The 13,267-nt window shown below is 37.5% G+C and carries 9 protein-coding genes; 6 read left to right on the forward strand and 3 right to left on the reverse strand.

Annotation, left to right across the window (positions count from 1 at the left end; all coding sequences use genetic code 11):
- Positions 1-16 precede the first annotated feature (16 nt).
- Both MR062_RS04010 and MR062_RS04015 read left to right on the forward strand, forming a co-directional pair.
- Entirely contained in the window at positions 17-2,236 is a 2,220-nt protein-coding gene (locus MR062_RS04010; RefSeq protein ID WP_242202794.1) for a M1 family metallopeptidase, read from the forward strand.
- Positions 2,237-2,315: 79 nt separating this feature from the next.
- Positions 2,316-3,098, forward strand: coding sequence for a 3-keto-disaccharide hydrolase (locus tag MR062_RS04015; protein WP_242202795.1), 783 nt, complete (start codon positions 2,316-2,318; stop codon positions 3,096-3,098).
- A 70-nt stretch (positions 3,099-3,168) separates the two neighbouring features.
- Here MR062_RS04015 and MR062_RS04020 read toward each other — a convergent pair whose 3' ends face one another.
- The 3 genes from MR062_RS04020 to MR062_RS04030 all read right to left on the reverse strand — a co-directional run bounded on the left by MR062_RS04020 (position 3,169) and on the right by MR062_RS04030 (position 8,659).
- The gene (locus tag MR062_RS04020; protein ID WP_242202796.1) at positions 3,169-4,728 is read right to left on the reverse strand and encodes a beta-N-acetylhexosaminidase; all 1,560 of its coding nucleotides are present in this window, start codon (positions 4,726-4,728) and stop codon (positions 3,169-3,171) included.
- Between the two features lie 221 nt (positions 4,729-4,949).
- A complete protein-coding gene (locus MR062_RS04025) occupies positions 4,950-7,454 on the reverse strand; it encodes a DUF5686 and carboxypeptidase-like regulatory domain-containing protein (RefSeq protein WP_242202797.1) in 2,505 nt (834 codons plus the stop codon).
- Between the two features lie 224 nt (positions 7,455-7,678).
- A complete protein-coding gene (locus MR062_RS04030) occupies positions 7,679-8,659 on the reverse strand; it encodes a pyruvate dehydrogenase complex E1 component subunit beta (RefSeq protein WP_242202798.1) in 981 nt (326 codons plus the stop codon).
- A gap of 233 nt (positions 8,660-8,892) precedes the next feature.
- Between MR062_RS04030 and MR062_RS04035 the strand changes: the two genes are divergently transcribed.
- The 4 genes from MR062_RS04035 to MR062_RS04050 all read left to right on the forward strand — a co-directional run bounded on the left by MR062_RS04035 (position 8,893) and on the right by MR062_RS04050 (position 13,020).
- On the forward strand, positions 8,893-9,645 hold the full coding sequence (locus tag MR062_RS04035; RefSeq protein WP_242202799.1) for an electron transfer flavoprotein subunit beta/FixA family protein: 753 nt from the start codon (positions 8,893-8,895) through the stop codon (positions 9,643-9,645).
- Positions 9,646-9,781: 136 nt separating this feature from the next.
- Positions 9,782-10,741: an electron transfer flavoprotein subunit alpha/FixB family protein gene (locus MR062_RS04040; protein ID WP_242202800.1), complete on the forward strand. Its 960-nt coding sequence runs from the start codon at positions 9,782-9,784 to the stop codon at positions 10,739-10,741.
- A 121-nt stretch (positions 10,742-10,862) separates the two neighbouring features.
- The gene (locus tag MR062_RS04045; RefSeq protein WP_242202801.1) at positions 10,863-11,474 is read left to right on the forward strand and encodes a bifunctional nuclease family protein; all 612 of its coding nucleotides are present in this window, start codon (positions 10,863-10,865) and stop codon (positions 11,472-11,474) included.
- A gap of 10 nt (positions 11,475-11,484) precedes the next feature.
- Entirely contained in the window at positions 11,485-13,020 is a 1,536-nt protein-coding gene (locus MR062_RS04050; protein WP_242202802.1) for a NupC/NupG family nucleoside CNT transporter, read from the forward strand.
- Positions 13,021-13,267 lie beyond the last annotated feature (247 nt).

The following is a 13,267-nucleotide window of genomic DNA, read 5'->3' on the forward strand; positions in this document are numbered from 1 at the left end:
AAATAAATGATAGATTATGCGTTATCTTTTTTTTGCCTGTATTGCTATTTTCTCTTTATCCCATATAAACTCACAAAACCAACCATGGCAAGGTAAATTTGAACCCATTGATAACATGATTACAGCCCCTAACAGTTACCGAACTGCGAGTGGTGCTCCAGGAAAAGCTTATTGGCAACAACGTGCCGATTATAATATTAAAGTGGTTTTGGATGAAACCAATAATACCATTTCGGGCCATGAGACCATTACCTATTATAATAACTCTCCAGACGATTTAAGTTATTTATGGATTCAGTTGGAACAAAACGTCAACAAAAAAGGCAGTGAGGATTTTGGCAATATGAAAAATAGCTTAAAAGATGGCATGACCACTCGGCAAATGCAATTTTTAACCAGGGCCATTGATTTCCCTGCTGGGTATTCCATAAAGTATATTAAAGACAGTGATGGCAACGCTATGAAATCGTTGGTAAATAATACCATGATGAAGGTGCTACTCAATACACCTTTAAAGTCTGGTGACTCCTTAACTTTCTCTATAAGCTGGTCCTATCCTATTACAGATCGCAGCCTATTTTTATTATCTAGGGAAGGCTATGAATATTTTCCTGAAGATGATAATACAGTTTATCTTATTGCACATTGGTTCCCCAGAATGGCCGTTTATAACGACACTGAAGGCTGGCAAAATCAGCAATTTCAAAGACTTGGCGAATTTGCCTTGGAATTTGGTGATTATGATGTTGAAATCACCGTACCAGAAGACCATATTGTAGCTTCAACAGGATCATTACAAAATCCTGAGAGCGTTCTTACTAAAACCCAACAGGAACGCATGGATAAAGCGCGGCAATCGTTTGACCAACCTGTTATGATCGTGACCCAAAAAGAAGCTGAAGCCAACGAAAAAACAAAATCCAAAAAACAAAAAACATGGCGATTTACTGCTAAAAACGTACGTGACTTTGCTTTTGCTTCCTCCAGAAAATTTATGTGGGACGCACAAGCTGTTAAACTCCCTTCCAATACCGTTATGGCCATGTCCTTTTACCCAAAAGAAGGCTTACCTGTGTGGCAAGAAGAATCCACCAAGGCTATTATGCATGCACTAGAAGTATATTCCGAAGCTACTTTCGATTACCCATATCCTGTAGCTATTTCAGTAAACACTTCTAATATTGGCATGGAGTTTCCCATGATTAGCTTTAATGGCGGAAGACCTAAAAATGGCAAGATGTCTAAGAATGCCAAAGCCGGTATGATAGGCACTATAGTCCACGAAGTAGGACACAATTGGTTTCCCATGATTGTAAGCTCAGATGAACGCAAATGGATGTGGATGGACGAAGGCCTAAACACCTTTATACACCAACGCACCATAGCCGAACGTTACCCTGATTTTAACAGTACTACACCAAAAAGTATCGTTCCTTTTATGAGTGGTGATAAAAATATTTTACGCCCCATAATGACCACTTCAGACAATGAACTGCTCAGTCAATTTGGAGCTAACTTTTACCTAAAACCTACTGTGGGCTTACAAATGCTTAGAAATTCCATTGTTGGAAAAGAGCTGTTTGATGCTGCTTTTAAGGAATATGCCAACCGCTGGAAATACAAGCACCCTAATCCTGCAGACCTGTTTAGAACCCTTGAAGATGCTACGGCCACCGACTTGGATTGGTTTTTTAGAGGCTGGTTTTTTACCACAGACCATGTAGATATGGAATTAAGTAATGTAAAATGGTTTAAGGTATACGAAGAAGCACAAAATATTGAAAACCAAAAACAGAACATACAGGTTAAAACAGAAGACACTAGCACTAACGCAACAGCCCATGATTTTTCCAGTGGACCAGAAGTCATCAAAATGAAAGATACACCCGATAATGCTTATGGCGGATTCTTATCTAGACTAGATGATGAAGCCGTAAGACAGCAACTTTCTGGCAAAAACCTTTACGAAGTCACCATTAAAAATGTGGGTGGGCTGGTCATGCCCGTTACTATAGAATGGATTTATACTGATGGCTCTTCTGAAATAAATCAACTTCCAGCCGATATTTGGCGTAGAAATGAATATGAAGTCAAACACACTTTTGTAAAAGATAAAGAAGTTAAAACCGTAAACCTAGACCCTAATTTTGAGTTTGCCGACACCAATACTGGCAATAATAGCTTCCCCAAAAAGGAAACCGCTAGTGAATTTGACTCCTTTAAAAATAAACAGTAATATAAATTCCCAATAAATTCTTTTGAAAGCACACCTCAACAACTATTTCAAACCCAAATGCATCACTAATTTTCATCTATTGAAACGTTACCTATTATTCACCGGAGTTCTACTTATGTTTTCATGTGGTAATAACAACTCAAAGAAACACACCAACGATTGGCAGGTATTGTTTAATGGAAAAGATCTTGAGGGTTGGACACCCAAAATCCACCACCATGAAGTAGGTGAAAATTATGCCAACACATTCCGGGTTAAAGATGGTGTTATACAGGTTAACTATGATAATTACGACTCCTTTAATGAACGTTACGGGCACTTATTTTACGATAAACCATTCTCGTCCTATCATTTAAAATTTAAATACCGATTTACTAATCAATGGATGGAAGATGCTCCTTCCTACACATACAGAAATAGCGGTATCATGTTCCATTCCCAAGACCCAAAAACGATTTTAAAAGAACAGGATTGGCCTATTTCAGTAGAGTATCAAATGCTTGCCGATGCCGATGATGGCAATCCGCGCCCAACAGGCAACATGTGCTCTCCTGGAACCGATGTTACTTATAATAATGAAATCGACCCCAGACATTGTATCAACTCAACATCAAAGACCTACCCATGGGACGAATGGGTAAATGGTGAACTTATTGTTTACAAAGACTCCTTAATTATTCATATTGTAAACAAAGACACTGTATTACAATATAGCAAACCAACCATAGGTGGCGGTGTTGCCAACCGATTCAATCCGTCTGTAAAAATTGATGGCAAAGCCCTTACCGAGGGTTTCATCGGTTTACAAGCAGAAGGGCAAGGTATCGAGTTTAAAGACATCCTGATTAAGGAGCTAGAGTAACAGTTATTGACAAACCCAATACTACTAAAACACCTTTAACCATAGCTTTATACTAAAAAACGATCCCAGCTTAAAGTTCAGGTTCTTTTTGATGTTCTAAGTCGGTTTCATCAAAATAATAGATGCCTTGACTGTCCAGATATGCATATAGTTTTGGCAAGTAAGCATCAAATCGCTGCCAATCCTTATATGCCTCATTAGTCCAAGCCGATTCTGCCATAGCAACTAACCTTGGAAAAGTCATGAAATCGATCCAGTCTTCGGTGGCCAAACGTTCTGTCCATAAATTGGACTGAATGCCCGCTATCAATTTTAAGTCCCCTTCAGAAAACTGATGGGTACCATCAGGATATTGGTAAACATCTTTTAAAGGATTAAAACCATCCCAGCGACGACCATTTTTAAGGGAATCATGCTGCACAAAATCGAAATAAAGCGGTCTTCTCGGACAAAGCACCGTCTTATAGCCTGCCTTTAAAGCAGCTTCTAGCTTATCGGTCTTATCATGTCGCCACCAATAAATCATACTTGTTTGCTTATCAACTCCAGAAGCTACAATCTCATCCCATCCAGCAAGATCTTTTCCTAGGGTTTTAAGGCTATCTGTAATACGTCGTATAAAATAATGCTCTACATCTACAAGGGTCTCCAACTGCTCCCGCTTCATCAACTCTTTTATTCCTGCATTACTATGCCAGGCCTCATTTCCAAAATGAACCTCATCTCCTCCTAAATGCACATATTTAGAAGGAAATAATGTAGCCACTTCTTTTAAGATGGTTGTTAAATAGGCATAGGTTTCTTCTTTACCGGGATCGAAAGTAAAATCGGGATACTTTTCGCTCCCGCCACCAGAAAACTCTGGATAAGCCTTATTGGCTGCCGTGGCATGCCCAGGCATATCTATTTCGGGAATAATTGTAATAAAACGCTCTGCCGCATAGGCCACCACTTCTTTTATATCTTCCTGCGTATAATATTTAACTGGTCCGTCGGGCGTTTTATAATAGCCTTTCCCACCAATCGTAGCCAATTTGGGCAATGCTTTAATTTCAATACGCCATCCTGGCTCATCGGTTAGATGCCAATGAAAAGTATTTAATTTAAAGGAAGCCATTAAATCTATGTACTGCTTAACCTTCTCTTTACCAAAAAAATGCCTAGACTCATCCAACATAAAGCCGCGGTAACCAAAGCGCGGTGCATCACTAATAGTTCCGCAAGAAACAACCTTATTTTGGGATAGCTGTAATTGTTGCCACAGGGTGGTAAGTCCATAAAAGATGCCTTTGGGATGAGCCGCTGTAACAGTAATCTTCTTTTTACTGATAGTCACTTGATAAGCTTCTTCATTTTCTAATTCTGAAGTTTTCAATTGTAACTCGATAACGCGATTGGATTTAGTTTCAACAACAACCCCCAAGTCTTCGAAGCGCTTTGTATAAAACTCTGAAAGTGCATGTAACTCCTCATCTGAAGTTGTAATGCTAATCCCTTTTTCAAAAGTAAAAACACCATCGGCAGTTTCTATGGTATTAGGGTAAGGCACCAAGACCCATTCTGGTTGTTCTTCTGGCTTACAATTAAAGAGTGTTACTATTAAAACCATTAAAATGATTAACTGCCTCATATGATATGACTTTTATTAAATGATACTTTTTTTGCTTTTATTTTTTTTGAAAAAGACCAAAAATACATTAAAATCACTAATCTTACATGATGATTTTAAAAAGGCTACAAAAACTGCCCTAATAACATTTAGACAAAAGCACGCCTAACCCTTCAAAAACTGACATCTTACAACATTTAATTTTTGAAAGCACACTTAAAAATACTTTTGAGAAAAATCTTTTAAAAATAAAAACCAAAACTTCCTGTAACACCAAATTTTCTGGCATCAGGATTTAAGACCGGATCTTTGTAGTTACCCCTAAAGTTAAAATCTATACGGAACACTTTAAAAATATTGCCCACTCCAAAGCTGTATTCGTAATAGGGTTTGCCATTTGGTGCTATTAATGGAATGGTATTAGGGTTATCTGTTTTGTTTAAATCGATATTCTCTTGTGAAATATCACCCCATACGCCTCTTAAACTTACAATTTCACGTAAATTAAATTTTCGCAAAAACGGGATTCTGGAAAATAACCGTCCATTAAAATTATGTTCAAAATGAAAAGACGCATAGGTATCGCTTACAAACTCATAAAAATCAAGTTGTGAAAAGGTCTTATAAATGGAAAAATACGATTGATTACCGGGAATAACACTTAACAACCCCAATGGCACTTCGCCAAAAGTCTTTCCTGCTTCCACTGTAGACACCAACCGCCCCAGACCTCCTAACTGCCAAGGTTGCACATAGGAGAACTGCACCTTAGTATAATCAAAATCACTGTTAAACACAGCTTTATCACCTCGGCTCACTTGGGCAAATATGCGAGCATAATCGTCGTTAGCATCATGGCGTTCAACTCCAAAACCTGTCATTTTTCGTCCCGGGAAATAAAATAAGGACAGCGAAGTTTCAAATTGCTTAATTTCAGATGCAATCCCAGTTGGCGTATTATAATCTAGACTGAAGGTTGGCGATGCCGATTCTAAAGTTCTATAATTGGCTCCCAATCTAAAAATAAGGTTTCGCCAAGGTTCTGACTCTATAGCTAAACTGGTTAAATTTATAGAGGTTAATTTATCATTAGCTCCAGTTCCCACAACAGACGATGATGCCAAACTGCGTCCCAGAACATCGGTAGAGGTGGTTAAACTAGCACCTATTTGTTCCACATCGCGCCGATTGCCTCCAGAAATAATAAGTCGGCTTTTTTTATCTATCAACCATTTACCTGAGATACCATACTTGAACTTATCATCCCGAAACCCATAAGCCACAAAACCTTCTAAACGCCAGATATCGTTTCTCCCAAAATAGGTTCGTCCACCTGTACGAAGTCGCAAACCTTCAACTTCATTAAAACCAAAGGTTGAAAAAATAGGACCGTAATCTAATGGTAAGGAATTAAATTCAATATACCCCGAAGCCAAAATACTCCCTAAATTGTATAGCCGCTTAAACTTTTTAACGGTCTTTAAAGTATCGAGCATTTTGTATACACCCTTTTCATCTTTACTTAAAACCTCCAACCTATTAGCTTCCCAAAAAGCATCATCCCTATCATAAACATCTTGGTCGTAATTATAAACTTCGGTATCGTAAAACTTTTTGTCCTTTTTTATATCGAACTGGTAGTTATCATATAAAGTGGTGCGTTTACCATAAATACCTCGGGACGATTCCTTTTTATTCAACGCGAAATCACTCATCATATAATCGCGAGTCACCAAAAACAAGGAATCATTCAGCACTTCAAATTCCTGTTCAATATAAATGTCCTTTACCCAGTTAATATTGGCACTCTTAGAGGCTTGTAAATTAATTTCCTTAATGGCATAAGTGGTGTCGGCCACCCAAAAATCGCCTTTAAATGTGAGTTCGTTTTTTCGACGTGGGTAATATATAATATTGTAACACCATTTATTGCCTATAAATGTACTATCGGACAGCACATAATTATAAGTGTTAATGCCGGTCCTGGACAGCGGACTTACAAAGCTTTTATCAAAAAACTTCAGGTAATTGTCGTAGACGTTAAAATCGGAGTATAGGTCGTCCACAAAATCAATAATAACCTGATTATCACTAAACCCTGAATTCTTATTCCCTTTTAAAACCTCTTTTTCCTTATTCATGGTATTATCACCATAAACTTTTGATGCCGCCTCATTGATAAACATAGGCAGATAGGTTTTTCCTGTAACACGAGAGGTATCGACCTCATTAAATACAAATTCCATCCCCCGAAACAGTTTACTTTTTATAAGGGCACTATCAATAGTATTTATATCGAATTCTACTTTCTCATACTTATCGTATTCATACTGTTTAAACTGCCTTAACCCATTACTGCGCTTATTGGCCCATATTTTTCGCAAGATATCTATGGCAGGGTTATTTTTCTTGGATTGTTTACCTGAAATAATAACCACTTCGTTCAATTGGGCAGTCTCTTCCTTAAGTATGAATTTTAAATTATAATTCACCCTTTTTTCCAAAGGTACTGTTAAGGTCTCAAACCCAATAAACGATACGGTTAAAGCCTCCCAAGTTTCGCCAGACTCTAAATAGAATTTCCCGTTTTCATCGGTAATGGTACCTTGTGTAGATCCTTTAAATATCACATTGGCAAAGGATATAGGGGCATCAAATTCATCAAACACATGACCACTCACCTTGGTTTGGGCCTGAATTGTGACTATTCCAAAAATAAATAGGGCTATAAGTAATCTTAAGTTCATAATACAAAAAAACTTCATCAACAAAACTATGCTAATGAAGTTTATATAACGTAAAAAATCTTTATTTATTTAAATACCACTTATCAATTGTAATTTTCATAATAAAATCCCCTTTTTGGATTTTTACTGTAAAATAAAACTTCAATGTAGCTTTGGCTACACTTCATTTTTCTTTTTTGTATAAAGCCAAAAATCATTATTTTCTTTTATGAAAAATTCAATTATTAACTGGCATAAAGCACCTTTTTAACGGCCTTGATAACATCATTGCTGTTTGGCAACCATTCCTCTAATAATACAGGTGAATAAGGCGCTGGTGTATCGGCCGTATTCAATTTAATGATTGGTGCATCCAAGTAATCGAATGCTTCGTTTTGTACCACATAGGTTATTTCTGAAGCCACATTAGCAAAAGGCCATGCTTCTTCTAAAATAACTAAGCGATTGGTTTTTTTAACCGATTCCAATATGGCTTTCTTATCCATAGGACGCACGGTACGCAAATCGATTATTTCACAGGAAATGCCTTCTTTTTCAAGTTCGTCTGCTGCTTTATGTGCCTCCTTAATTATTTTTCCGAAGGATACAATGGTTACATCGGAACCCTCACGCTTAATATCGGCAACCCCTAGTGGTAAAATATATTCGCCTTCTGGCACTTCGCCTTTATCGCCATACATTTGCTCACTCTCCATAAAAATAACAGGATCGTCGTCTCTAATAGCTGCTTTCAATAAGCCCTTAGCATCGTAAGGTGTTGAAGGCACAACCACTTTCAACCCAGGCGTATTGGCAAACCAATTTTCAAAAGCTTGGGAGTGTGTTGCCCCTAACTGTCCTGCAGAAGCCGTAGGGCCACGGAATACTATTGGACATTTAAACTGTCCACCGGACATTTGCCTAATCTTAGCAGCATTATTTATAATTTGATCAATTCCAACAAGAGAAAAGTTAAACGTCATATATTCAACTATTGGACGGTTGCCTGTCATGGTAGATCCTACTGCAATCCCAGCAAACCCTAGCTCCGCAATAGGTGTATCTATTACACGTTTAGGTCCAAACTCATCTAACATCCCCTTCGATGCCTTATAAGCACCATTATACTCAGCCACTTCCTCTCCCATTAAGTATATGCTCTCATCTCTGCGCATTTCTTCACTCATGGCCTCACAAATAGCCTCTCTAAATTGAATTGTCTTCATTAAATTTATTTTTAATCGAGTTGCAAAAATAACAATAAATGCTATAATCTAATTAAAAGAATTAGGTAAATTTATTATGCATGCATAATAAATAATCGAAATAAAATATTTACCTTCGTATCCTAAAATTTAGTCGATTGTTTTTAGCTTATTTTCTTAGCATTTTAGGTTAAAAAATGAAAAGTCTCTAACTTATATTGCATTAAAACACAACTTTTTAAAACTATTCATAAATGAAAATATTAGTATGTATTAGTCATGTTCCTGACACCACATCTAAAATCAATTTTACCGATGGTGATACAAAATTTGACACCAATGGTGTGCAATTTGTTATAAACCCTAACGACGAGTTTGGTTTAACTCGTGCTATGTGGTTTAAGGAAAAACAAGGAGCAAACGTAACCGTAGTTAATGTAGGTGGTCCTGAAACCGAACCCACTTTACGTAAAGCTTTAGCCATTGGTGCAGATGCTGCTATTAGAGTAAACACACCCGCTACCGATGGATTTTCTGTAGCACAACAACTGGCAAAAGTGGTTGAAGATGGTGGTTTCGACCTAATTATCGCTGGTCGTGAATCTATCGATTATAACGGCGGTATGGTTCCCGGCATACTTGCAGGGCTTACCAATATGAACTTTATAAATAAATGTATTGGTCTGGAAGTTGATGCTTCATCAAACGCAGTAACTGCAACTAGGGAAATAGATGGCGGTAAGGAAACCGTTTCTACTACATTACCATTAGTAATTGGTGGCCAAAAGGGACTGGTTGAAGAAAGTGATTTACGCATCCCCAACATGCGTGGTATTATGATGGCTCGCCAAAAACCATTAACAGTTACCGAACCTATTGAAACCAATGCCCAAACTACTTCTGTGTCGTTTGAGAAACCAGCTCCAAAAGGCGCTGTAAAACTAGTGTCTCCAGATAATTTGGATGAATTGGTTGACTTACTTCATAATGAAGCTAAAGTGATTTAAGCTGCCAAGAATTGTTCATTGAGGCTCTATAAATGAACAATTAACCAATTTCAAGGCACTTCGAGAGCCTCAGTGCCCAAACAATATAAAATAACAAAGACCCTGAAACAAGTTCAGGATAACAAACTAAAAAATTATGTCCGTTTTAGTATATACCGAATCTGAACAAGGAAAATTTAAGAAAACAGCATTTGAAGTTGCTTCTTATGCCAAAGCTGTAGCCAACCAATTAGGCACAACCGTTACTGCCGTTTGTATTAATAGTGACAACACAGACCAATTGAGTAATTATGGCGTAGATAAAGTTTTGACTGTAAACAACCCACAGCTGGATAGTTTTATTGCCAAATCGTTTGCTGAAGTCATTAGTCAAGCCACTGAGAAAGAAAATGCAAAAGTAATTGTACTTAGCTCATCGGCCAACAGTAAATACATAGCTCCTTTATTGGCGGCTGGTTTAAAGGCAGGTTACACTTCCAATGTGGTAGCAGCCCCAGAAAGCACTTCGCCTTTTTCTGTAAAACGCAGTGCTTTTACCAATAAAGCTTTTGAAATCACCCAAATAAATACCGATGTAAAGATTGTTGGTATTTCGAATAATTCATTTGGATTGGTTGAAAGTAAAGGTGACGCAGCAACTGAAACCTTTTCACCTTCACTTTCTGAAAATAATATAAAAGTAGAGTCTGTTGATAAAGCTACAGACAAAGTAACTATTGCCGATGCCGATATTGTTGTTTCTGGTGGACGCGGATTAAAAGGCCCTGAAAACTGGGGCATGATTGAAGAACTAGCTGATGTTTTGGGCGCTGCCACGGCATGTTCTAAGCCTGTATCCGATTTGGGCTGGAGACCACACAGCGAGCACGTAGGCCAAACCGGTAAGCCCGTTGCTTCAAATTTATATGTCGCTATAGGTATTTCGGGTGCTATCCAGCATTTAGCAGGTATAAATGCCTCTAAAGTAAAATTGGTTATTAATACCGACCCCGAAGCGCCTTTCTTTAAAGCAGCAGACTATGGGGTTGTGGGCGATGCTTTTGAAGTTGTGCCTGCGTTAATTGAAAAATTAAAGGCCTTTAAAGCCCAACAATAAATTATTTTTTATAACTTGTATAACCGTATTAGAACTGCTTAAGTTAGCATAATAATTCCAAATTCTGCCCTGGCAGTTGGTAAAGTCCTAATTTAAACAGTTCTTTGCGTTTTTATAAATTATGAGCTTAGTAAGGTTAAACATAAAAGGCATTTCATATAGCCAAACGCAAAACGGTGCTTACGCATTAATACTAAATGAGGTTGATGGAGATCGTAAATTACCTATAGTTATTGGCGCTTTTGAAGCGCAGTCCATAGCCATTGCTTTAGAAAAGGAAATTCGCCCACCTCGTCCTTTAACCCATGATTTGTTTAAAAATTTTGCCGACAGGTTTGATATCCTTGTTAAGCAAGTCATTATCCATAAACTTGTTGATGGTGTTTTTTACTCCAGTTTAATTTGTGAACGGGATAAAATTGAAGAGATTATCGATGCTCGAACAAGCGATGCCATTGCATTGGCATTACGTTTCGATGCCCCTATTTTTACCTATAAAAATATTTTGGATAAAGCAGGTATCTATTTAAAGGTAAATCCGAAAAAAGAAGACGAAGAAGAACAAGATAGTGTTTTAGCAGACGATTTAATGGCCGATGAGCTAGAAGAAGCCCCACAAGAAACCTACAAACATAAAACCCTAGAGGAACTTCATAAACTTTTAGACGAAGCTGTCGCCAACGAAGATTATGAAAAAGCTGCAAAAATTCGCGACGAAATTTCCAAACGATAAGCTAACTTATATGAAGCAGTATTATTTGACCTTAATCATCTTGTTGCAATGCTTTTTTACCAATATACACGCTCAAGATGTTAATGTTAATTCTCCTATTGCTTCTGATACCATAATCACTTCAGAAAATAGTGTTACACCTCACGATAATACTACAGTAGCTAAAGTTTCTGAAACGCCAACCGCATTAGAAAAAACACCGAAAATTTCCGAGGAAGTCGCCCCTACCTTAATCCCTAGTCAAGGGTTTTCTTTTAATAGCTTATGGCGTGGTATTTTAGGCATGATTGTCTTAATAATTATAGCCTTTCTATTTAGCAGTAACCGAAAAGCCATTAATTGGCGTGTTGTAGCTATTGGGTTAGGTTTTCAATTATTAATTGCTATTGGGGTTTTAAAAGTTAAATTTATAAAATCCATTTTTGAATTTGTTGGGAGCTTATTTGTTAGCGTCCTGGATTTCACGCGAGCAGGCAGCAAATTTTTATTTGAAGGTTTAGTGGTAGACATGGATACCTTCGGCTTCATTTTTGCATTTCAAGTATTGCCAACCATTATATTCTTTTCAGCATTAACTTCTGTGTTATTTTATTTGGGCATCATACAAAAAGTGGTTAGGGCCATGGCTTGGCTACTAACAAAAGCCCTAAAAATTTCCGGTGCCGAAAGCCTAAGTGTTGCCGGCAATATTTTTTTAGGACAAACCGAAGCGCCTTTATTGATAAAGGCCTATTTGGAAAAAATGAATAAATCTGAAATGCTTTTGGTCATGATTGGTGGTATGGCCACCGTTGCCGGAGCTGTATTGGCTGCTTACATTGGATTCCTAGGAGGCAGTGACCCCGAAATGCGTTTGTTTTATGCCAAGCATCTTTTAGCAGCTTCGGTGATGGCTGCACCAGGTGCCATTGTGATTTCAAAAATATTATACCCACAAACCGAAAAGGTAAATACAGATGTTCATGTATCCCAAGAAAAAATAGGATCTAACTTTTTAGATGCTATTGCCAATGGTACTACTGAAGGTCTAAAATTAGCTGTAAATGTTGGGGCTATGCTTCTGGTTTTTGTAGCGTTTATTGCTATGTTTAATGGCATTTTAGGATGGGTAGGCGATGTTACAGCCTTAAATACATGGATAGCCGGTAATACTACTTACGACAGTTTATCATTAGAACTTATTTTAGGCTACACTTTTGCTCCTCTAATGTGGCTTATTGGAGTTGCTAAAGAAGATATGGCGCTTATGGGACAATTGTTGGGTATTAAATTGGCGGCCAGTGAATTTATTGGTTACATTCAATTAGCCGATTTAAAAAACATGTCGAATGCCATTCATCTTAACTATGAAAAATCAATCATTATGGCAACCTATATGCTTTGTGGCTTTGCCAACTTTGCGTCTATCGGTATTCAAATTGGCGGCATTGGCTCCTTAGCACCGGGGCAACGCAAAACCCTTTCCCAATTTGGTATGAAAGCATTAATTGGAGGGACTATAGCTTCGTTGGTTTCGGCTACTATAGCGGGAATGATCATAGGGTAAATAATTCCTGCTTTCGCAGGAATCTCTTAACTAATAAAAACTGCATGCATTCTTAAAAACCAAATGATTCCATATGGTTAGTATAAGTAGTATCAAGAATTCAAAAAACGTTAATAACTTTTAATATTTAACTTTGTTAAAATCAATTTAGAAAACATCATTTTATTTAAATTCGTCCTTGCATAATCTCACTAATATTGCAGCTAATTTTTAACTAATTAAGAGATTCCTGCATGCGCAGGAATGT

It is taken from the genome of Aestuariivivens insulae (assembly GCF_022662195.1).
Taxonomy (GTDB): domain Bacteria; phylum Bacteroidota; class Bacteroidia; order Flavobacteriales; family Flavobacteriaceae; genus Aestuariivivens; species Aestuariivivens insulae.

What these genes read in the sequence shown, in the direction of transcription:
- MR062_RS04010 (WP_242202794.1), top strand. Translation starts at nt 17, where the DNA reads ATGCGTTATCTTTTTTTTGCCTGTATTGCTATTTTCTCTTTATCCCAT.
- MR062_RS04020 (WP_242202796.1), bottom strand. Translation starts at nt 4,728, where the DNA reads ATGAGGCAGTTAATCATTTTAATGGTTTTAATAGTAACACTCTTTAAT.
- MR062_RS04025 (WP_242202797.1), bottom strand. Translation starts at nt 7,454, where the DNA reads ATGAACTTAAGATTACTTATAGCCCTATTTATTTTTGGAATAGTCACA.
- MR062_RS04030 (WP_242202798.1), bottom strand. Translation starts at nt 8,659, where the DNA reads ATGAAGACAATTCAATTTAGAGAGGCTATTTGTGAGGCCATGAGTGAA.
- MR062_RS04035 (WP_242202799.1), top strand. Translation starts at nt 8,893, where the DNA reads ATGAAAATATTAGTATGTATTAGTCATGTTCCTGACACCACATCTAAA.
- MR062_RS04040 (WP_242202800.1), top strand. Translation starts at nt 9,782, where the DNA reads ATGTCCGTTTTAGTATATACCGAATCTGAACAAGGAAAATTTAAGAAA.
- MR062_RS04045 (WP_242202801.1), top strand. Translation starts at nt 10,863, where the DNA reads ATGAGCTTAGTAAGGTTAAACATAAAAGGCATTTCATATAGCCAAACG.
- MR062_RS04050 (WP_242202802.1), top strand. Translation starts at nt 11,485, where the DNA reads ATGAAGCAGTATTATTTGACCTTAATCATCTTGTTGCAATGCTTTTTT.